18 protein-coding genes and 2 pseudogenes are annotated in these 21,152 nt (G+C 63.6%); 9 read left to right on the top strand and 11 right to left on the bottom strand.

What is annotated here, in order from left to right:
* Nucleotides 1-191: tyrosine-type recombinase/integrase (locus tag ACOI1H_RS16620; protein ID WP_422438959.1), on the top strand; the 191-nt coding region annotated here is incomplete at its 5' end.
* Here the strand turns inward: ACOI1H_RS16620 and ACOI1H_RS16615 are convergent.
* The 5 genes from ACOI1H_RS16615 to ACOI1H_RS16595 are packed head-to-tail and all read right to left on the bottom strand — an operon-like array spanning nucleotide 115 to nucleotide 7,738.
* Nucleotides 115-2,304 (bottom strand): phosphotransferase, encoded by a 2,190-nt coding sequence (locus ACOI1H_RS16615; RefSeq protein WP_422438958.1) that lies wholly within the window; start codon nucleotides 2,302-2,304, stop codon nucleotides 115-117. The two genes, ACOI1H_RS16620 and ACOI1H_RS16615, sit on opposite strands and share 77 nt — an antisense overlap.
* Nucleotides 2,255-4,096: an ABC transporter ATP-binding protein gene (locus ACOI1H_RS16610; RefSeq protein ID WP_422438957.1), complete on the bottom strand. Its 1,842-nt coding sequence runs from the start codon at nucleotides 4,094-4,096 to the stop codon at nucleotides 2,255-2,257. The genes ACOI1H_RS16615 and ACOI1H_RS16610 overlap by 50 nt, the downstream gene beginning before the upstream one ends.
* Nucleotides 4,093-5,256, bottom strand: coding sequence for a glycosyltransferase family 4 protein (locus tag ACOI1H_RS16605; RefSeq protein ID WP_422438956.1), 1,164 nt, complete (start codon nucleotides 5,254-5,256; stop codon nucleotides 4,093-4,095). Before ACOI1H_RS16605 ends, ACOI1H_RS16610 begins: the two co-directional genes overlap by 4 nt.
* Complete coding sequence (locus ACOI1H_RS16600; protein ID WP_422438955.1) at nucleotides 5,256-6,485, bottom strand: glycosyltransferase family 4 protein; 1,230 nt, start codon at nucleotides 6,483-6,485, stop codon at nucleotides 5,256-5,258. The genes ACOI1H_RS16605 and ACOI1H_RS16600 overlap by 1 nt, the downstream gene beginning before the upstream one ends.
* Entirely contained in the window at nucleotides 6,485-7,738 is a 1,254-nt protein-coding gene (locus ACOI1H_RS16595) for a glycosyltransferase family protein (protein WP_422438954.1), read from the bottom strand. The genes ACOI1H_RS16600 and ACOI1H_RS16595 overlap by 1 nt, the downstream gene beginning before the upstream one ends.
* 262 nt (nucleotides 7,739-8,000) lie before the next feature.
* On the opposite strand from ACOI1H_RS16595, the gene ACOI1H_RS16590 reads away from it, so the two are divergent.
* The 3 genes from ACOI1H_RS16590 to ACOI1H_RS16580 all read left to right on the top strand — a co-directional run bounded on the left by ACOI1H_RS16590 (nucleotide 8,001) and on the right by ACOI1H_RS16580 (nucleotide 11,770).
* Nucleotides 8,001-9,635 carry an ATP-binding protein gene (locus ACOI1H_RS16590; RefSeq protein WP_422438953.1) on the top strand — a complete coding sequence of 545 codons (1,635 nt, stop codon included), beginning with the start codon at nucleotides 8,001-8,003 and terminating at the stop codon, nucleotides 9,633-9,635.
* A complete protein-coding gene (locus ACOI1H_RS16585) occupies nucleotides 9,632-10,354 on the top strand; it encodes a response regulator transcription factor (protein ID WP_422438952.1) in 723 nt (240 codons plus the stop codon). Before ACOI1H_RS16590 ends, ACOI1H_RS16585 begins: the two co-directional genes overlap by 4 nt.
* Nucleotides 10,355-10,603: 249 nt before the next feature.
* Nucleotides 10,604-11,770: a nucleotide sugar dehydrogenase gene (locus ACOI1H_RS16580; RefSeq protein WP_422438951.1), complete on the top strand. Its 1,167-nt coding sequence runs from the start codon at nucleotides 10,604-10,606 to the stop codon at nucleotides 11,768-11,770.
* Between the two features lie 560 nt (nucleotides 11,771-12,330).
* Here ACOI1H_RS16580 and ACOI1H_RS16575 read toward each other — a convergent pair.
* A complete protein-coding gene (locus ACOI1H_RS16575) occupies nucleotides 12,331-12,789 on the bottom strand; it encodes a hypothetical protein (protein ID WP_422438950.1) in 459 nt (152 codons plus the stop codon).
* Nucleotides 12,790-13,031: 242 nt separating this feature from the next.
* On the opposite strand from ACOI1H_RS16575, the gene ACOI1H_RS16570 reads away from it, so the two are divergent.
* Nucleotides 13,032-13,823, top strand: coding sequence for a calcium-binding protein (locus tag ACOI1H_RS16570; RefSeq protein ID WP_422438949.1), 792 nt, complete (start codon nucleotides 13,032-13,034; stop codon nucleotides 13,821-13,823).
* Between the two features lie 271 nt (nucleotides 13,824-14,094).
* On the opposite strand, the gene ACOI1H_RS16565 is transcribed toward ACOI1H_RS16570, so the two are convergent.
* Complete coding sequence (locus ACOI1H_RS16565; protein ID WP_422438948.1) at nucleotides 14,095-14,862, bottom strand: anti-sigma factor family protein; 768 nt, start codon at nucleotides 14,860-14,862, stop codon at nucleotides 14,095-14,097.
* A 39-nt stretch (nucleotides 14,863-14,901) separates the two neighbouring features.
* Nucleotides 14,902-15,396, bottom strand: coding sequence for an RNA polymerase sigma factor (locus ACOI1H_RS16560; protein WP_422438947.1), 495 nt, complete (start codon nucleotides 15,394-15,396; stop codon nucleotides 14,902-14,904).
* A 118-nt stretch (nucleotides 15,397-15,514) separates the two neighbouring features.
* Here ACOI1H_RS16560 and ACOI1H_RS16555 point away from each other — a divergent pair, with 118 nt between their 5' ends.
* Nucleotides 15,515-16,978 carry a S8 family serine peptidase gene (locus ACOI1H_RS16555; protein ID WP_422438946.1) on the top strand — a complete coding sequence of 488 codons (1,464 nt, stop codon included), beginning with the start codon at nucleotides 15,515-15,517 and terminating at the stop codon, nucleotides 16,976-16,978.
* 461 nt (nucleotides 16,979-17,439) lie between these two features.
* Here the strand turns inward: ACOI1H_RS16555 and ACOI1H_RS16550 are convergent, their stop codons facing one another.
* From ACOI1H_RS16550 to ACOI1H_RS16540, 3 genes and pseudogenes are all read right to left on the bottom strand, one after another.
* On the bottom strand, nucleotides 17,440-18,156 hold the full coding sequence (locus ACOI1H_RS16550; protein ID WP_422438945.1) for an LrgB family protein: 717 nt from the start codon (nucleotides 18,154-18,156) through the stop codon (nucleotides 17,440-17,442).
* Complete coding sequence (locus tag ACOI1H_RS16545) at nucleotides 18,153-18,506, bottom strand: CidA/LrgA family protein (protein ID WP_422438944.1); 354 nt, start codon at nucleotides 18,504-18,506, stop codon at nucleotides 18,153-18,155. Before ACOI1H_RS16545 ends, ACOI1H_RS16550 begins: the two co-directional genes overlap by 4 nt.
* 263 nt (nucleotides 18,507-18,769) lie before the next feature.
* Nucleotides 18,770-18,883, bottom strand: a pseudogene (locus tag ACOI1H_RS16540) (integrase); the annotation flags it as partial.
* 295 nt (nucleotides 18,884-19,178) lie between these two features.
* Here ACOI1H_RS16540 and ACOI1H_RS16535 point away from each other — a divergent pair.
* The 3 genes and pseudogenes from ACOI1H_RS16535 to ACOI1H_RS16525 form a co-directional block, all read left to right on the top strand.
* Nucleotides 19,179-20,615: a DUF6880 family protein gene (locus ACOI1H_RS16535; RefSeq protein ID WP_422438943.1), complete on the top strand. Its 1,437-nt coding sequence runs from the start codon at nucleotides 19,179-19,181 to the stop codon at nucleotides 20,613-20,615.
* A 278-nt stretch (nucleotides 20,616-20,893) separates the two neighbouring features.
* Nucleotides 20,894-21,019, top strand: a complete 126-nt coding sequence (locus ACOI1H_RS16530) for a hypothetical protein (RefSeq protein ID WP_422438942.1) — start codon at nucleotides 20,894-20,896, stop codon at nucleotides 21,017-21,019.
* 61 nt (nucleotides 21,020-21,080) lie between these two features.
* Nucleotides 21,081-21,152: pseudogene (locus tag ACOI1H_RS16525) on the top strand (IS6 family transposase); the annotation flags it as partial.

The raw sequence follows: 21,152 nt of genomic DNA, 5'->3' as shown, positions 1-21,152 counted from the left end.
ATCTGCTGGAAGCCAACACCGATGTGCGGGTGATCCAGGTGCTGCTCGGCCATGCCAAATTGACGACCACCGCGCGATACACCCACGTGGCCACCAAGACGATCCGCGATACTGTCAGTTGGCCAAGGCTTGCTCGCAAAGTGCGATCAAGGGCGCGGTTGTGTGTTGGCGGTCGTCAAAGCGGCGGCTGATCTGTATGTGCCGCGCCAGCGAGATCCAGTGCAGCGCCTCCACTCGCGCGGCACCACCTGCCCGATCCGCTCCGCCGTAGCCCGTGACGAAAGCGCGCTTGTGCGCGGCAAAGCGGTCGGGATCCTTCTCCGTGCGCAGTCCCAGTTCCGTCAGATGCGCCAGCATGTTGCCCAAATCCACCGCCGGGTCCCCACTTGCGTAGAGGTCCAGATCCAATACCCATGTCACCGGATCCCCCAGCAGGATCTGGTCGGGGTAAAAGTCCCGATGAATCCCGGTAACCGAACCAGATGGCAGCGCAGCTGCGACGCGGTGTGCAGCTGCACTGATCCGGGCGATGGTCGCGGCCTCTGCGGGCACGTCCTGCACTGCGACACGCAGGCCCTTGTCCAACACCGCCATCTCATCGGTCATGGTCCATGTTCGGTCAGTGGCGACGGGTGTCACATGCAGCAGCGCGAGCGCGGCACCGGCACGCTGCGCCACGCCGGGACCTGCACCGTCGAGGAGCGCCTCCGTCATGGTCGGGCCATCGACCTGTGCCTGTAACCAGACGGGGGGGGCGTCCAATCCACCAAAAGCTTGCGGCACACCGACATGGTGCGGTGCACGTCCGTCCAGACCGGCGGCACGCAAGGCATTGTGCAAGGCCGGGGTGCGGCGGTCGGGGCCTTTGGCGCGCAGCTTCCCCAGGCGCACGCGCGGTGGGCTGTCGGCGGAATAGCGGATCAGTGCGCGGCGACCGGGTTTGTGCCGCAGCAGGGTCGCTGTTAACTTTGCCCTTCCGACCCCACCGAAGGCGGCGTCGACATGCCCTCGCATGGCCTGCGCATCCAGCGCGAGGCTCAGGCCGGGGGTGACGGCCAGTGGATCGTCCTTCTGGTGCGAGAGCAAGTCCTCGATCCGCGTCAGCAGCGCAGCCATACGGTCATGCCACGCGGGCTGACGACGACGGAATCCTTCTGTCGCAAGGGCCAGCAGGGCGCGTGCTTGCTGGGCGGGCAGTGTCTCTGGCAGGGGGGCATGGGTCGCGTAGCCGCGCAGCAAAGCCTGACCGGCGGCGGTGGCGGTGACATCGGTTAATCGCCCGTCCAGCACATCCGCCTCCAGCCTAGCGATGAACCCGCCCAGATCGCGCCCGGCATCACCCAATGCGATCCGGTCCCAGTCGAGGATGACTGGCCTGTCACCTTGCAGGATCACTTGATCCGCGCTGAAATCCCCATGCAGCGTCAAGGGTTGCATAGGCGAGGCCAGCAGAAGGGTTGCGATACGCGCTCCGAGGCTGCGGACGCGCGCGCCTTGATCCGGGGCCAGTTGCGCGATGGCGCGGGCGGCTGCATTGCATTCCGTCACCTCGCGGCTGCGGTCAGTGCACCGCAGGTCGGGGGTGATGACCTGATGAAGACGGGCCAGCGCCAGACCCGTCGCGTAAAACGCAGCTTCACCCATCGACGGGTGCAGCGCCGTGCCATCGATCCAGCCCGACAGGATCGCATGACGACGCACGTCCACCGTCAGCAGCGGCGCCCCCGCATGGGCTGCCGCATGCCGCGCCCCCCGCAGCGCCCGGTCAAAGCCCATGGCCGCGTGGAATTTCAGCAAGGCCTTTGCGCCATCTGCTGTGACTACCTGCAACACCAGCCGCCGCTCCGGCTTGAACCGCAGCAGAGACATCGGCGCCTCTGCCAGCCCCAGACCGGCCAGCAGCGCCGCACGGCGTCCGGGGTCAGTCAGTGCTTTGTGCCCCTTCACATTGCGGATGCGGCGCAGAGGCACGACCGCGACATGAATCGCATCATGAAAAGCGACCGGGTCAGGCCCCGCCTGCCATTTGGGCCGCGCGCGCAACTGCGGCCAGCGGGCGGCAGGCACGGCAATCACCGCCAGTGCCCCAAGGCCACCGTCCCGCGGGGCCAGACCGATCAGGCAACTGGTGCCGGGCTTGTAACGCAAGTAGGTCACCATCAGATCGGTGCGGCCCACGAGTGCAGTCAGCGCGATCGGGTCAAGAAGGGTCGCAAGGCCGGCCAGCGCGGGGTCGCGGGCGACTACGCTTGCGTCAGACGGCGACAGCACGGACTTGCCCCCCGCTGCCTTCGGGGCCGGCATCGCCCTGTTGCCGCGCGTGCAGGGCGGCGAAGCGGCCACCCGCGCGGATCAGGGTTTGCGGTGCGCCATCCTCGACGATGGCCCCGCCGTCAAGCACCAGCACCCGGTCGGCGCGAGCGGCCAGTGCCAGATCATGGGTCACCAGCAGCGTCGTGCGCCCGCGCGCCAGCCGCCACAGGGCTGTGCCGACCGCCTCCTCGCTTTTGCGGTCCAGACCCACGGTGGGTTCGTCCAGGATCAGGATTGGGGCATTGCGCAGGGCCGTGCGCGCGATGGCAATGCGTTGGCGCTGACCCGCCGACAGGGTCGCGCCCCGTTCGGCCACCAGCGTATCGTATCCTTGCGATTGCGCCATGATGAAATCGTGCGCATCGGCCAGCCGCGCGGCGGCGGCGATTTCCTTGGGCGTCACGGTTCGCCCTGCCCCCAGGGCGATGTTTTCCGCGATGGTGCCACGCAAGATCAGCGGATCCTGTGCCACAAAGCCGATCTGCGACCGCAGCGACCGGATCGTCAGCGCGCGTAGATCATGCCCGTCGATGCGGATCAGGCCGTTTTCGGGATCATAGAGCCGCAGGATCAGGCTGGCAAAGGTGGACTTGCCCACGCCCGACGGCCCTGTGATCGCGACGGATGTCCCCTCCTCCAGCGCCACACTGACACCGTCCAGCGTGGCGGGCGCATCTGCGGCGTAACGGAACCGCACGTCCTGAAACGCGATGGCACCGCGCAGGGCGGGGGCGGCAATTGCACCCGGCGCGTCGCGCACCTCGGCCACTTCGTCCAACAGCAACACGACCCGTTCGCCCGCTGCCGCCGCCTTGGCCAGGCGGGCAGTGTATTTGGCGTATTCGCGCACCGGGCGAAAGGTCTGCTTCAGGTAGCTGACGAAGATCAGCAGATCGCCGGGGGTGATCCGGCCGTTCAGCACCTGCAAGGTCCCGAACCACAGCACGATGGCCAGACCGATGCCGGTCAGCACATCGACGGACCGCTCCAGCCCTGCCGACAGCTTCTTGCCTTTCACGCCCGCCTTCATGTCGCTGTCGTTGGCCCCCGAGAACGTAGTCGAAAGGCTCTCCTCCAGCCCCAGCGCCTGCACAGAACGGATGCCTGCCATTGTCTCCGTGCTTGTGGCGGCCAATTCGCCCTGCCGCTTGCGCTGCTTGCGGCTGATGTCGCGAATCTTGACCGTCGCGCGCTGCGAGATGAGCCACAGGATCGGCAAGGGTGACAGCGCAAGCAGCGCCAACTGCCAGTCCAACCACAACATGACGCCCACCATGCCTACCAGCACCAGCACGCTGGCCAAGAGGGGCAAGGCTGCGGTGACGGCGGTTTCCTTGAGCATGCCGACATCGCCGATCAGCCGCATGGTCAGATCGCCCCCACGGGCGCGGGTATGAAACCCTAGCGACAGGGCCTGCAGGTGGCGGAACAAATCCGCCCGCACCGCCGTCAGCACCCGGTTACCCACGAGCGCGAACCCGATGGTCGCCAGATACTGGAACAGCGCCTTCAGCGCCACGATGGCCAGCAGACCAACGGCGCACAGCGCCAGCAACGTCATGGGATCGAGCGTGCTGGCCGCGGTTGTGCTGGCCGAGGGCACGACCGCGTCGATCACGAACTTCAGCGGCCAGGGCTCCAGCAGCTTCATCAACGTCGCGGCGATCAGCCCGGCCATGGAGCCTGCCAGCATCACCCGGTGCGGCCGCATGTAGGGGGTCAGCCGCGCCATGACGCGACGCAATCCCGGCAGGCTATCGGACAAATTGTCTGGCCTGCTCATGCGGGGGCGCTTGCGGTCTGGTCTGCATGCTGGTCTGCATGGCCCATCACGCGGGCGGCAATACCGTCCCACGTGTGGTGCGCCATCACATGGGCGCGGGCAGTGGTGCCCAGACGCATGCGCAATGCAGGGTCTGCCGCCAATCGCGACAGCGTGTTGGCAAGCGCCCGTGCATCGCCCGCAGGCGTCAGCAGACCCGTGGTGCCGTCGTCCACAACTTGCCCCAGATGGCCAACATCGCTGGCCACCACCGCCAGTCCGGCCGCCATGTATTCATATATCTTCAGCGGCGAAAAATAAAAGTCCGCGCTTGCCGCGTATGGTGACAGACCGACATGCATGCGCGCCAACATGGCAGGCACCGCGTCCGGGGCGACCGCTCCCGTAAAGGTCACGGCGTCGGCCACGCCCAAGGCGTCCGCACGATGAGCCAATCGCTCGCGTTCCGGCCCATCGCCTACGATCAGCAGCACCGCATCGGGCACCGCTTCAGCATGCAACAGGGCAAAGGCATCCAGCGCCGTGTCCACATCGTGCCAAGGCTTCAGGCTGCCCAGAAACCCCAGCGTGAACGGCCCCATGGGCGGATCTTGCTGTGGAAAACGGGCGGGTGTGACGGCGTTGGGAATGACCTCTACCGAGCGCGCGCCGTGGTCGCGGGCATAGGAGGCCACCACAGGCGAGACGGCGGTGACGGTGGTGGCGGCGCCCATGCAGGTGCGGGTGGAGGCATCGGCATCTGCGGGCAATGCCAGCGTGCGGTGACGGGCCTGCTCGGCCAGCAGGGGGGCATTGACCTCTAGCACGCCGGCAACGCCTGCGTCGCAGGCAAACTGCATCGCCGCATGTGCATAAAGGGCGTGGCGTTCGTAGATCAGGTCAAAGGGACCGGCTTCCGTCAGCGCCTGCGTGACGTGTGCGTTCTGACTAAGGGCAGCTTGCGCACGCACGACGGCCTCTCCCGATGGCAGGGGTCGCAGCGCGTGGATCACGACGCCGGCCAGATCGGCGGGGGCCGTGTCCCCGATGCGCGGCGAGATTATGGTGACTTGAGCGCCTCTGCCCGTGAAAGCGCGCAGCATCTCCTGCACATGGACGGAGGCACCTTTGGTGCCGAAGACTGGGATGCCCGGATCGGTGCAGACATAGGCGATGCGCATCACGCGACCCCCCGCAGGCTAGATGCCGTGGCAGCGGTGAACACGTCGCGCAAGCGGGCAGCATTCACAGCGACATCGAAATCCGCCGCGATCCTCTCACGGCCAGCGTCGGAAAACCGCTGGCGCAGTTCGGCATCGTTCAGCAGGCGCGTGAGGGCATCGGCAAGCGCCTCGGGGTCGCCCTCGACCGCGATCAGGCCGGTTTCGTCGTGGCGGACCAGCTCCGGGATACCGGTCACGTCGGTCGCGACGCACGGCAGACCCAGCGCCATCGCTTCAAGCAGGACCGTGGGTAAACCGTCGCGGTTGCCGTCACCGCCCACCACGCAGGGGCATGCCAGCACGGCGGCGCTGCGCATCGCGTCAAAGACAGCACCCTGCGGCAGCGGCCCGGCCAGCGTCACGCTGTCCTGCAAACCAGCGGCGGCGATCTGGCGCGATAGGTTCTCAGCCTCCTCGCCGCTGCCGACGATGGTGCAGGGGGCAGCGCGGCCCGCGGCGGCCATCAGGCGCAGCGCCTCGATCAGGATGTGGAACCCCTTCTTTTCCACAAGACGCCCGACGGCGAGGATGCCGGTAGCGTTCGGGCTGGGCGGCTGATGGGCAAAGCGGTCCAGATCGAGGCCATTATAGATCCGCGTCACGCGGCCCGCATCCGCGCCAAAGCGATCCTGCAAATAGCCCACGTTGTAGTCCGAAACGGTGACGACGGCGGTGGCATCGCGCAGTTTCAGGTCCAGATACTGATTTTCCGCATAGTCGCAGTAGATGTCCTTGGCGTGCGCGGTAAAGCTGTAACCGATCCCCGCCAGCGCCGCTGCCCCCCGCGCCACGGAGGTGGACACGGTGCCGAAATGCGCATGCAAGTGCACTATGCCGCGCGCATGGCAGTGCAGCGCGATGTCTATGGCCTGCACAATGTCCTGACCGTTCAGCCCGTCCAGCCGTGCCAGTGCGTCCCAGGCGCCGGGCAGAGTGTCGCGGACTCGCGCGATCATCGCCCATATCGTATCTGGGCCGGTATACTTGTCGCGAATGCGTGTAACAGGCGCCTTGACCTGCCCCAGGATGTCCTGGAAATGGCTTTCCTCAACGCTCCGCAGGGCAAATATCTCGATCGCCGTGCCCGCAGCCTCGTGGGCGAGGATCTCGTTCACGATGAAGGTTTCGGAATAGCGGGGATACCGCTTTACGATATAGCCGATCGGGCCGGGAACATGTTTGCTCATCACGATGCCTTCGCCATAAGGGGTGCCATCGCCGGTGTTGCCGCAAACATCCCGTCCACCGGACCGCGCACCGTATCGAGGCCGTTCATTACCAAGGTCGATGCGGGAACGAAGGCGGTATCTGCCTGCATCCACTGGCTCAAAGCCTCCGCACTCAGCGCGTCCGGGTGCAGCATGTCCACCAAACGCCGATCTGCCAAACGACTGGTGCGGATCAATTGTTCGGCGCGGGGTTTCGCACGGGGCACGATCAGCGTGGGACGGCCCAGCGACAGCACCTCGCAGGTCGTGTTATAGCCGCCCATGCATATGATCCGCGCCGCCCCCTGCATCAGTGCAATGGGTTCGCCCACAAAGGGCACGAGGGTCATGTCGCAGCGCCGCGCGACGATCTTGCGTAACCGGTTCTGTAGAGCCTGCGGCATCTGTGTGCCGGTGATCAATATCCCCCGGTGGCCTGCCGGCAGTCTCGCCTCGGCGAAGGCCGCGCAGACCGCATTGCCATCGCGCCCGCCGCCTACGGCACATAGGACGTAGGGGCGTGCGTCACCACCCAGCACCGCGTCACGGTCCTGGCCTGCAAGCGGTTGCGACAAGCGCACAGCCGGATCAAGGTAGCCCACATGCTGTGCGATTTCGCCGATAGCGCCACCGAGCTCACAGTCGGTCAAGATGTCATAGAGACTTGGGTCGCCGTAAACCCATACGGCGTCATAGAATTTGCGGATCGTCTCGAAGTTGCGCTGCCGCAGCCATTGGCGCCGCACCACGCCCGGACTGTCGATCACGTCACGCAAACCCAGAACCAGCCGTGTTGTGCCCCTTGCGCGCAGCATGTCCAGAACCGGATCTAATTCGTATTGCGCGCCACGCGGCACGTTGTCGACAATCATCAGATCGGGCGCGAAGCTTTCGACTGTCGCCATGATGATCTGCGCACGCAGGCTGCGCAGAGCGGTCAGATCGCCGCCCAGATCGCGCGGTCGGTAAATCCCGTCGGTCCCTTTGGCATAAGCGGGTAAGGTCACGCAATCGACGCCGTCCGGCATGGCAAAGGCCCCTGCCTCGCGCATGCCGCCGATCATCAGGATCTCGGGCGTGCGCTGGCCCTGCTTGAGCGCCCCCGCGATCAGAAGGTTGCGGCGCAAATGCCCGAACCCAAGGGTGTCGTGGGAATACAAAACGATACGGGGCGGACGCGACGCATCGACCGTGGTCGAGCGACTTTTCTGGCCGGTGACAAGATCGAACATGGTCGCTGCAAACTCCTGTTAAGCAAATGATCGCTACGGCGTCAGACAATCGTGCAAAAAGCCGTCTGTGTCATGAACGTGTTACATCGGCTAATATTCCCCGCTTTCAAATTAGAATTTCCTTAGAAAGCGGTTTGGCGCGTGCGCCCGTGTCCCGCGGTCGATATTCTTGCGTAGGGTGCCAGATGTTCAGGCGCTTTGCGAAAACGCGCGACGTGCCAGGCCCTACATGGCAGGGCGAAGGGGTGGGGTCATCCGCGACATGACGATCAGAACCAAGATCCTGGCGAGCCATATCGTCGTCACGCTGGCCGTGGCACTCATTGCTTGGCTGATCATCATGATCCTGCAGATCGGTGCCGAAAATCGCCGTCAAAGCGTTGCAACCTATGACCAGATCCGGGCCATTAACCTGATCGCAGCGCGCGCAAACGACTATTCGGAACAAGTGGCAGAGTTGTTCATCCTTGGCCAGGATACGACAGAGGTCATCGAAGCCCGTCGCGCGCTGGAGGAAGCGCTGACGCGCAAGGAAACACTCGTGCGGGCCGATTTGGAAAACGCCAGTGACCCGGTCGAGCGTGGCAGCGAAGAGGCCGAGCTGACCCAGATTGGCCGGATGCGAGACACCCTTGCAGCACTGGATTCAGCCCGGGGCGACGTGATGCGCCTTCTGACACAAGGGCAACGCGCGGCGGCAGAGTTGCTGTATATCGACCGGATCGAACATCAGTTCGACAGCGTGATGGGACAACTGATTGATGTGGCCACCGACCGCGAACGCGACAAGGTGATCCGAGCCGCGGCCACGTCAGACATGCTGGCGCGGCGGGTGTTCTGGCTGGCGGTCGGATTGGTCGCGGTTGTAGGCCTTCTGGCGCTGGCCAATGCCGTTGTGCTACACCGCACGGTCCTGCGCCCGGTGGCCGCCCTTGCCGAGGCGGCGGATGCGGTGGGGCGCGGCGATCTGGATCACCAGGTGCCGGTCACAGCACCGGACGAGTTGGGCCATCTTGGCCGCAGGTTCAACGCGATGACCGCGCAAATCAGGGACCAGCAGGTTTTGCTGACGCAGGCCAAGGCAGATCTGGAACAGAAGGTTGCCGACCGCACTTCCGAGTTGCACACGCGTGGCCTAGAACTCGAGACAGCGGTCGCCCGGCTGAAAGCGTTGGATGAAACACGCGCCCGGTTCTTGGCGGATATCAGCCACGAGCTGCGCACCCCGTTGACCATCTTGCGCGGTCAGGCCGAGGTGACGCTGCGCGCGACCGACTCGCCACCTGCGCGCCTGCGCGAGACGCTGCAACAGGTCGTGCGCAAAGCCGCCCAAATGGGCCGTCTGGTCGAAGACCTCCTATTCCTCGCCAGGTCCGAGGCAGGCTCCATCACCATCGAGCGCACCCACGTCATCCTGCAGGACGTGCTGGCTGATGTGCTGGAGGACAGCGCGGGATTCGAGCGCGCCCAAAGCGTCACCTTGACCTTCGAGCAGCCCGATGAACCGGTTGTCGTGATGGGCGATCACGACCGGCTGAGGCAGGCGGTGCTGATCCCGCTGGACAATGCGATCCGTCTGGCCCCCGCAGGGACGGTGGTCCACCTTAATCTGGCGGTGACAGATGAAATGGCCGAGATACGTCTCACCGATCAGGGACCGGGGTTCACTGCAGCAGAGGCAGAACAGGCCTTTATCCGCTTTTATCGGGGCGGGACGGGTCAGGGCCGGGCGGCGAGTCGCGGTGCCGGTCTCGGCCTGTCGATCGCGCGCTGGATCGTAGACCGACATGCGGGCACGATCCGCATCCTGCGCCAAACGGATGGGCATGACACGGCACTTAGAGACCCGGGAGCCACCATTACCATAACTCTGCCGCTGGAGAATTCAGAGCCATGATACGCATCCTGATCGTCGAGGACGACCAAGAAATTGCCGCTTTCCTTGCGGCGGGTCTGTCTGCTGAAGGCTACGACGTTGCCGTGACCCATGCGGGTCACGACTTAACGGACCGGCTGGATGCCCGTCGCCCCGATCTGGTTTTGCTGGACCGGATGCTACCCGACGCCGAAGGGGTCGACCTTTGTCGACAGATCCGCGCTAGGGGCAACGGCACGCTGATCATGATGTTGACCGCCCGCGACGCTTTGGAGGACAAACTGGACGGGCTGCGTGCGGGGGCCGACGACTACATGACCAAACCCTTCGCCTTTGCGGAACTCTTGGCGCGGATTGAGGCGCTGGTGCGGCGCAGCAAGTTGGCGGACGCAATCCCCGCCACAGGCACCCTCGCCATTGCGGACCTGCGTATCGACCTTACTCGCAAGGTCGTGACCCGCGACGATCAAGATCTTGGGCTGACGGCTACCGAGTTTGCGCTGCTGCATTTCCTGGCGGTGCATGCGGAGCAGGTGGTCAGCCGGATGGAACTGCTGAAAGGCGTCTGGGGCTATGACTTCGATCCGCATACGAACGTGGTGGAGGTCTATGTGTCCTATCTGCGCAAAAAGATCGAACGTGGCGGTGAAACGCGTCTGATCCGCAATGTCCGCGGCTTCGGCTACATGCTCTCGGACCCGCACCCGACACGGCAACCTGCCGTCAGTCAACACCCGTGACGTATCATGCGGCATGCACCGTCTTCAGGCTTGTTCGATTGACGGCGTTTCCGGGCGACGTGATCATGGCGGCTCAGACATGAAAGCGCAGGACCTGTTCATGACACGATCTTCGAAATCACATCAACGAAAGCAGGCTTTCACCATGACAAAGCGTTCCACTGACCACCACGGTCTTCAGGCCACGGCAGACGACACCTCTTGGCAGCCTTTGATCCAGCGCCATATTCCATTGCATCTGGTCATCGAATGAAGATCGCGGTGATCGGCCTGGGCTATGTCGGCATGTCGAACGCGGTGCTACTGGCCCAAAATCACACGGTCGTGGCCGTGGACCTGATGCAGGACCGGGTCGATCTGGTGAACGCGCGGCGTAGCCCGATTGAGGATACTGAGCTGGAGGATTACCTCGCGACGCGGCGTTTGGACCTGCGCGCCACGACCGATCTGGCCGAGGCCGTCGAGGGCGCGGATTACGCCATCGTCGCCACGCCCACCGACTATGATCCCCAGGAGAACTTTTTCAATACTCGGTCCGTGGATGCGGTGGCACATCAGGTGCTGGTTGCGAACCCGGACATCCACGTCGTTGTGAAATCCACAATCCCAGTGGGCTACATCAAAAAGACCCGCGCGATTCTGGGCAGCAACCGGATCATGTTCAGCCCCGAATTCCTGCGAGAGGGGCGCGCGCTACACGACAACCTGCACCCCAGCCGGATCATCGTGGGCGACACCACGCCCGAGGCCCGCCGTTTTGCCGAACTGCTGGTGCAGTGCGCGATCAGGAAGGATGCCCCCGTCCTGTTCACCCACCCGGACGAGGCCGAGGCCATCAAGCTGTTTTCCAACACCTACCTCGCGATGCGGGTCGCCTATTTCAATGAACTCGACAGTTATGCAATGGCCGGTGGCATGCATGCCCGCCAGATTATCGAAGGCGTCAGCCTCGACCCGCGGATCGGGGGGCACTACAACAATCCGTCTTTCGGCTACGGCGGCTATTGCCTGCCCAAGGACACCAAGCAGCTGTTGGCAAATTACGCCACGGTGCCCCAGAACATTATGCAGGCGATCGTGGACGCGAACCGCACCCGCAAGGATTTCTTGGCGGACCGCATTGTCGCGATGCAGCCGGGCGTGGTCGGCATCCACCGGCTGGTGATGAAAGCGGGGTCCGATAACTTTCGCCAGTCCTCCGTGCAGGGTATCATGAAGCGGATCAAGGCCAAGGGCATCACCGTCGTGGTCTACGAGCCCGAACTGCCCGACGATCTGTTCTTCGGCTCTGTCGTGGTGCGAGATCTGGCGGCCTTCAAGGCGCAATCCGATGTCATCGTCGCCAACCGTGTGACCGCCGATCTAGCGGACGTGTGCGCGCGCGTGTTCACGCGGGATCTGTTCGGGGAAGATTGAGGCTTGGATATGGACCGTGTTCCAATTTCAGTCAGGAATACGACCGGCGCGTGGCTCGAAGACCTGCCCGGCCTGAGAGACGGCAGCCAAAAGGTGATTGGAGTAACACGGTCCGTTTGAAAGCTGCATCAAAAGCGCCGCCATCACACTGATCGGCATGTGCGGTGATCTGCTTGCGCAGATCTTGGGTGATTGAATTATCGATGCAGCGACGGTCTGCTTCCTGCCTTTGGTATCGGCCGCAGCGAACGACCCAAAGCCGGCACAGGCCGCATGCCGAAACGCTGCGTTGCAGTTATCCCCTGACGCGGACTTTCATTTTTTAGACATCACTGGCACCAGTAGATGAGCTTTTCCAGATAATTCCCGGCCATTTTCAGGAGGATTGCCGTCTCGGTCACGGTCCAAAAGGGGTTGGTTGCCGCTTGATGTGGCAGGCCTGATCTCGCGTTGTGACGTCAGCGATCAACGCGGTCTTCTCGTGATGCAGAATACCACCAGAGACGGGTCGACACGGCGTGCCGTCCCGTCTCCGAACGTCAAGTCAGCACGCGCGGGGATCAATCATCGTCGCGGTCATCGTCGCGGTCATCGTCACGATCGTCGTCACGATCACGTCCGCGATTGCCGCCGCGCCGATCGTCGTCATCGTCGTCGCGTGAAGCACGGCCGCCACCGCGACGGTTGTCGTCATCGTCATTGTCGTCGCGCGAAGCGCGCCCACTACCGCGACGGTCGTCGTTATCATCATCATTGTCACCAAAGGCGCGGCGCAGGCGGGGCCGGTCGTCGTCGTCATTGTTGCGGTTGATCCGCGCAATCTCGTTCGGAGTAAAGCCGTTGCCATCACCACGGACCCACAACCGATCCGCCGCTGCGCGGCCGAAGGTGCGGGTCAGCTCGGCATAGCTCAGGTTGCCGTCGCCGTTGCGGTCGATGCTGCTGAAGTTGGCAGATTGGGCCGAGGCGGCACCGCCGGTGACGGCGATGGCCAGAACCAAAAGAGATGTCTTGATCATGTCGTGTCCTTTCGAGGTCATGTTGCGGATGGCGCGTCCTGCTGGTGCATTCCGGCCCCCGATGCTGCAATGACGCGCGAACGACCGGGTTTATTCCCGGGGCCTGTCGATTTTTTTTCAACTGCGATCGGCGCGACGACCTGCCGCAAAAAAGATGTAGGGGGTGGGAATAAGTCGGGTATGTCAGCCGTCCATACTATGTCGGCGATGGTGCGCCGGCGTCCCAGGAAGGAGAACCGGCAATGGCTATCAAGACAGGAAACGACGCGGCGAATCTGATTTATGGCACGGCCTTCGCCGATGTCCTGCGTGGCCGCGATGGTGAAGATCGAATCTATGGCCGCGCCGGAAGCGACCGCATCTATGGCGACGATGACGACGACCAGCTCTTCGGTGAAAACGGCAACGATCTTCTGTTCGGCGGCAAAGGCGAGGATCGTCTGTTCGGTGGCGCGGGCAATGACGTGTTGCGCGACGAAAGCGGCGACGACCGGATGGACGGCGGCCTTGGCAACGATCAGATATTCACGGGTGAAGGCAACGACGTGGCCTATGGTGGCGGTGGCAACGACCGCCTTGATGGTGCCGAAGGCAACGACAGGCTGTTCGGTGGCGCTGGCACCGATACGCTGTCGGGTGGTGAAGGCGACGACCTTCTTTCAGGCGGTGCGGGCAATGACCGCATGACCGGTGCCGAAGGCAATGATGTCTTCATCGGCGACACCGGCAATGATGTGATGTCCGGTGGCGAAGGCAACGACCGCTTCAACGGCGGGGCGGGCAACGACGTCATGACAGGCGGTGAGGGTGGCGACGTGTTCGTCTTCACGGCCGGTGCCGACCGGATCACCGATTTCGAAAGCGGCGACGACGACATCGACCTGTCGGCCTTGCGGTCGATCAATTCCTTCGGTGAGGCGATGGGCGATGCGCGTCAGGTCGGCTCCTCGGTCGTCTTCGACTTTGACGAAGGCCGCCTGGTCCTGAACGATACGCGATTGAACCAGCTCGACAGCGACGACTTCATCTTTTGATCGCCAAGACACAGGGGGACGGCATGCGGCTCCCCGTTGCGGAACGCAACGTCGGACGGCGGGACACCCGCACAACCGGCGGCGTCAGGGCAGAGGCAGGCAAGGGGGGCGGACCGCAAGGGTCGTCCCCACCGCGTTTGGCCGGATCTCATCAAGTTGAATGGTGCGGTTTGGGCAGGATCGAGGTGGGCTTTGGCGGCATCCGCCAAAGCGTCCGATCACGCCAGCGCGGCGAGTGAAGACGGATGTAGCGGTCTGGCTGCGTGCTGTCTCAATCTGCGACAATATCCCTGCGGATCGCAAGCGCCGCTGCCTCGTCCTCGGGGATTAGCGGCGCGCCAGCGTCGCTGCCTGCATACCAGGTGTCCAGCAGGTCCGGTGCCGCCGCAGGGGCATAGCCGGATGCCGTCGTTGTGGGGATCAGCAGCCGGGTGTCCCAACCGGTCCCGTCCGCACAGGCAATGGCGACGCTGCCGGTGCCGTCCGGGGACGACACCTCGTATTCGCGGCAAAAGACACCGTCGGATGCGGCAAAGCTGGCAACGGGGCGCAGTTCGCGCCCGTCAGGCAGGGTCACAGTGTCACCCGAGGGCACCGTATCAAGTGCTGAAAAGACCGGATCAAGGGCCTGCTGCGATGGCCCACCCAGCATCAGCCCGGTCCCCAGACCCACAGCCAGCGCCAGCGATGCGGCCAGCGCCCCCAACCAGACCGGCACGGCGCGCGGCGTGGGACGACGCAATGGCACGACAGTGGCACCGCGATCCAAAGGTGCGGTAATCGGATCGGGGCTCGCAGCCCCCTTCGCGCCGATGGTCGCCTGCAGCCGCGCCGCCAACGCGGGCGGCAGGCCCGACCCTGCCGCGTCCTGTGCCGCAAGCCCCGCCATCGCATCCCGCGTGGCGGTGAAGGCGCGCAGCCGCGCCGCCAGCTCCAGATCATCCGGCAGACGCGTGCGGATCAGCGCGGCCGTGGCACCATCGGCCTCACCATCGGCAAAGGCCATCAGGTCGGCATTGGTCAAATTGTGCTGTGTCATCGTTATCTTGTCCCCTTCGCCACACCTACGCGCGACAGGTCAGTTTATTCCCATTCGCGCAGCCATTGCCTTGCGCGCGCGCGCAAGGCGGCTCATCACCGTGCCGACCGGCACATCGAGGATCTCTGCCGCCTCGGCATAAGTCATCTCCTGATAGCAGACCAGCAGCATCACGGCGCGCTGGTCGTCGGGCAAATCGGCCAGCGCCCGGTCGGCCGCCGACAGCATCAGCGCCGCCTCGGTCACGGCGGCGCCGTCCACCGTCGCCGCCTCCGGCACGTCAAAGATATCCACCTCCTGCCCGCGGGTGCGGGTTCGGCGCGTCATGTCGATAAAGGCATTGTGCAGGATGCGCAGTAGCCAGGGTTTCATCGCGCGATCCGGGTCCAGGCGGTCGCGCGCCAGCAGCGCGCGTTCGACCGTGACTTGCATCAGATCGTCGGCCACATCGCCACGCCGCGACAATCGCAGCCCGTAACGGTGCAGATCGGGCAGCAGCGCAATCAGGTCGGCGGCAAAATCACGGTCGGGCAAGAGATCACTTTCCTGACTTGTCCTTGCGCCAATGTGGCGCAAATCCTGAGCATGGGAATACCACCCCTGCGCAAACGTATCATCATTGCACACGCACCGCGATGGAAAGGCAATTCGCATGACACGCACTCTGTGGCTCTTGTTTCTGGCAGGTCTGATCGGTCTTGGGCCGGTGCTGGCCAGTGGCCCCGGCGCGTCCTTTGGCGCAGCCTTGGCGCAGGACGATGACGATGATGACGGTGATGACGGTGACGATGATGATGACGACGATCGTCCGCGCCGTGCAGGCCCGGCCGACCGGGATCGTGACCGCTCCCAACGCATCATTCGCGCGCCGCAACGCCGTGTCCAGCAGGCCGCACCGACCCCGCAGCGTCGCGTCCAGCAGCCGGCCCCGCGCCCTGCGCCGCCACCCCCACCGCCGCCTGTTGCCGTGCCAAATGAGATTGTCGTGCTGGCCTTGGCCGACGCCGACCTTGCAGCCTTGCAGGCACAGGGATTCACGCTGATCGAGGAGCGCTCGCTTGAAAGCCTTGATGCGGTGGCCCGTCGCCTGCGCACGCCCCAAGGCGTGACGCTGACGGCCGCGCGCGACTTGGTGCGCGCGCAGCCCAGCGGCACCACGGCCGACCTGAACCATTATTACCGCAGCGAACAGGGGTTCGATCCGGGGTGCGCCGGCATCGACTGCCCGATCCGCACCGGCTTTGGCTGGACCCTGCCGACCGACCGGGCGCAAGGCTGTGGGGCGGGCCTGCGCATCGGGGTCGTCGACACTGGGCTGAACCCCGACCACGAGACCTTTGCGGGCGCTGATCTGACCGTGCTTGATTTTGCACCCCTGCAGGATGGCGCGTCGCGGGCGCTGCATGGCACCGCCGTCGCGGCCTTGCTGGTCGGGCGGCCCGATACGCGGTCACCAGGCCTTGTGCCGCAGGCCAGCGTTGTGGCAATCGACCCGTTCCATCGCACAGGCGGGGACGAACGCGCTGATGTCTTCTCATTGTTGGATGCCATCGACCGCGTCGCGCAGCAGGATGTCGGCGTGCTGAACTTGAGCCTTGCCGGGCCGCCCAACGCAGCGCTGACGCAACTGGTGCGCCATCTGGTGACGAACCGCGACATCGTCGTCGTGGCCGCTGCGGGCAACGCGGGGCCACGCGCCAAGCCGCAGCACCCCGCCGCGATCGCAGAGGTGCTGGCGGTGACGGCGGTGGACCGCGACCAGCAGGTCTATCGCCGTGCCGTGCAGGGTGTGCATATCGATTTGGCCGCACCGGGCGTCGATGTCTGGACCGCCGCCTCTGTCAGCGGGGCGCGGCCCAAGACCGGCACGTCCTTTGCCGTGCCGTTCGTCACGGCTGCGGCGGGGCTGTTACGACTGGCCGAACCAGACCTGTCCGCAGTCGCGGTCAAAGCCCGCCTAAAGGCCGCCGCGACCGACCTGGGTCCGGAAGGGATGGACCCGGTGTTCGGTGCCGGACTGGTGCCCGCCGCCGACGCAACCTGCCGGATCGGGGCAGCACGCGCGATGCCTGCCCCATTGTCCGCACCCATGCCGGCGGCAATCGTGGCGGAATGACTGTTCAGGTCTGATACTTGGTGGATTTGGGTCGCGGATGAACGGGTCCGGCTGCGACGTGCATATGTTGTCGATGGATGGTCTGGGGCCGCAGGGTGTCCTCTCCCTGCGGCGATGATGCCCCGCCGGGATCGCGCGTCCGCTTCGTCGAGATGCTGCATCTGCTCTGCCGCACAACCGTCAGGCCGCTTACCCCCGAGATGTCGCACGCTGCGGCAGCATGATTCGGACCTTTGCGTTTGAAGCGAAGGACAGCTTCGTCCCGCAGACCGACGCTTGACCCTCAAAAATGCTGCACAATGGACGAATGGCCGCTTCGACGGGCCGCACCGCAGCATAGGTAGTCTCGATCAATGGCAGCTAAGGGCCGCCCGCTTTTCTGGCAAGTGCAGGAACCCGGATACTACCCGGAGTCCCAGCCCCCTGACACACTCCTCGCAAGCCCTGCGTCGGGGTCGCTTTTAAATCAGCCAGCTCACCAGTAGCGGCACTATGAGGCTTGTCAACAGAGCGTTGAGGGCCATAGCGATGCCCGCATAGGCCCCTGCCACAGCGTTCACCTGAAACGCACGGGCCGTTCCAATGCCATGTGCGGCTACGCCGACTGCAAAACCGCGCGCCCGCCAGTCGGTGATCCGCAGCAGGTTCATCAAAGGGGTGACTGTCACGGCCCCGATGATCCCTGTCATGATAACCAGCACGGCCGTTAGCGCCGGTATCCCTCCGATCGCTTCAGAGATACCGAGAGCTACTGGCGCGGTCGTAGACTTCGGTGCCAACGACAACAGGATGTCCATGGGCAGACCAAATGCACGGGCCAGTAGAATGGCCGATCCCGCCGCGACGATCGAGCCTGCAAGCAAAGCCAACACGATCGGAGCGATCGAGGTCCGGATCGTATCCCTGTTGTCCCAAAGCGGCAGGGCCAAAGCCACCGTCGCGGGACCGAGCAGGAAGTGAATAAATTGGGCACCCTCGAAATACGTCGTGTAGTTTGTTCGTGTCAGCCAGAGCACCGGTGCAATCAGCAACACCGATAGAAGTACGGGATTGGCCCAAGGTGGGTTACGCAACCGCCGCGCCACGCCATCAGCGATTAAATATCCGATGATTGTCGTGGTCAGCCAGATCAGCGGCGTCGTCGACAGGTAGCTCCACAGGCTTGCGACGTCTGTCATGACGCCCATCGTTCGGTGGCGCGCCGCACGCCGATGAACGTTCCCACAGCAGCTAACATCGAGAGCACCGTCGAAAGCGTCAGGATTGCCAGCAGGGCAACCCCGTCTTCAGATAAGACACCGAGGTTGCCGATTACACCGACACCCGCAGGCACGAACAGAAAAGACAGGTTCGCCAAGATGACCGTGGTGGTCGGCCGGAGTTGTTCGGCAATCGGCGGCATGGCGGCGAGCAACAGGACGAGCAGGGTAAGACCGAGAACAGGACCGGGCACTGGCAGGCCAAAGCCCCGCACGGTTATTTCGCCCAGCAGTTGGCAGCCTAGAAGAAGTCCAAGTGTCTGGAGCATGGGGTTCGCTTTCGAGTTAACTATTCAGGTTACTCTGATGGCGAACACTTATCAGAACCAACAGAAAAGTTCGGTTCTGAGGCAGCCCGAGACCGACGCGCTAGCAGCAGATTGGTCCGGCACCATCAGCCCAACTTTGGTAGCAGGCTTTAACCTTGTGGGAGAAGGTCGATCTAAGGAAAGCTTTCGAGAAGCTGCGCTGCGGCTTGAAATAGAGTGGTAAACGACCGCGTTGGGCCGTCTATGTCGAACGGCCCAAACGCCTATATTTCTAACGCCTCCGATATTGCCAGTGCATCTTCAAGTTCGACACCAAGGTATCTGACGGTGCGGTCCATTTTTGTATGCCCTAACAGAAGCTGAACAGCACGCAGGTTCAGGCGCGCGCCATCTTAAGTCCGTCTTCGGCCAAAATTCATACGTGCCTCAGAGGTTCGGTCAAGGCCAATGCGCCCTCCCGCAACCAAAACTACCAAACAATACCAAAGTCTTAGGCCTCGCATCTCGCGGGGCTTTTTGCTTGTCCGCATTCCATGTCAACACCACGTCAACGTTTGACGAGTCGCACAACAAATATTCAATGAAATCAACGCGACGGCTCGACTGCGGGCGCTCTGTCATCCCGAGCGGTTTGTGGATAAGGTTTTCCGAAACAGATCTCGAGTGACCGCGATGTCCAAGAAAACCCTGAACAAAGCCAATCTCGAAAGTCTTGGCGCGCCCAAACTCGCAGAGCTGGTGATGGAGCTGGTCCAGGGGTCCGCGGCCTTGCAGCGTCGCGCTCGAATGGAACTGAGCGCAGCACAGGGCCCCAAAGAAGTGACCGCGGATCTGCGCAAGCGGTTTGCGTCTCTGCGGCGGTCGCGAAGCTATGTCGACTGGCGCAAGCAGCGCGCGCTCGTCAAGGATCTGAACAGCCTGTTGGCTCAGATCGAGACGGTGATCGCGCCGCAGGACGCGGACGAGGCGTTCGAGCTTCTCTGGTCCTTCCTGCAACTCGCCCCGTCCATCCATGAGCGCACCGATGATAGCAACGGCTCGGTCGGTGACGTGTTCAACCAGGCGGTCACGATGATCGGGTTGGTGGCGTCCCGGGTCACGATCAATCCGCAGACGCTGGCCGAACGGATCCTCGATGCGGTCGCCGATGCGGGCTATGGCGAATTCGACGGCATCATCCCAGAGACGGCAGAGGCGCTTGGCCCGGAAGGGTTGGAGCATCTCAAACAGATCACCAGGACATGGGCTGACACGCCGCCGACACCCGAAGAGCTGGCCGCGTATGAACGCTTTGGCCTGTCCTCGTCGCCCGCAGACTCCGTGCGCCGCGCAAAGCAGTCAACCTGCTCGATCATCCTTGCCGATGTGGCCGATGCGCAGGGTGACGTCGATGCCTACATGGCCCGCTATTCGGCCGAGCAACTGACCTATGGCACCATCGCCCCCGATGTTGCGCGCCGTCTGATCGACGCGGGGCGCGTTCAGGAAGCCTATGATATTCTTCGATCCTCCATGGCGCGCGAGGCGGATACCCCCTTCCGGAGTTTCCATTCCAATCTTGATGAGGTTTATGAAGACTGCCTCGACCGTCTGGGCAAGCTGGACGATCTGAAGGTGCATCTCTGGTCCACGTTCGAGCAGGGTTTGAACGCGCGCGCCCTGCGCAAATACCTCAATTTGTTGCCGGATTTTGACGATATCGAGGCCGAGGAAAAGGCACTTGATGCTGTCGAAATTTATCCTCGCCTAGCCGCGGCGATCAGCTTCCTGGTTGACTGGCCCGCGCTTGATCGGGCCGCACAGGTAGTGCAGGCGCGCTCCGATGAGCTGGACGGCGATAACTACACCACGCTGACCCACGCCGCAGAGGCGCTGGACGCGCGCCACCCGCTGGCCGCGACGCTGCTGCGCCGCGCGATGGTCGAGGACACGCTAAAGGGTGCGAAGTCCACGCGCTACCGCCATGCCGCGCGCCATCTGGCGGAATGCCAGGCGTCGGAGCCAGCGATCACCGACTATGGTGCAGTCCTGACGCATAAGGGCTTTGTCGCAGCGCTTCGGCAGAAGCATGGCCGCAAATACGGGTTCTGGTCCCTGGTGGATGGCTAAGCGCGCTCCTTCGGGGTATTTGCGAGGCTTCAACCCCGCGTGCCAGGCTTTACGAACTGGTCCTGCGCACATTGCGCAGCAAGACAGAGACGCCAGCTCAAATTTGAAATCAGCCATCGTCAACTGCGGCCATCGACCTGGTGGGCGGATGGACTAAGCCGCTCGCGCGGCAATGGTGCCCGCGGCTGGAGTTGGTCGGTCATTTCACGGTTTTTCTATGTGGCTGGGCTTTTTGGGCTGACGATTGGGGTCTTCCCACCGTCAGACAGGAGGTTCCCATGGAGGAGAAGAACACCACCCCGCTGCGCCAGCGGATGATCGAGGACATGAACATCCGCGGGTTGTGCGAGAAGACAGAGGTGGTCCTGGTTTTTCGACCAGCTTTTTGCCGCAATAAGCTATAGCATTGGGCACTGTCAGAGGAAACCTGCTTGAGGCGGGCAGGGCGGGCCGTAGCGTTTCGGAATGGAAAAACACAGTCCCTTTCGGTACTTCAAGACATCCCCAGAGATCATTCGCCTGGCCGTCATGCTCTAT

This window comes from Loktanella sp. DJP18 (assembly GCF_049310965.1).
In the GTDB taxonomy this organism is placed as follows: domain Bacteria; phylum Pseudomonadota; class Alphaproteobacteria; order Rhodobacterales; family Rhodobacteraceae; genus Loktanella.
This window is presented reverse-complemented; position numbering and strand designations above follow the sequence as displayed.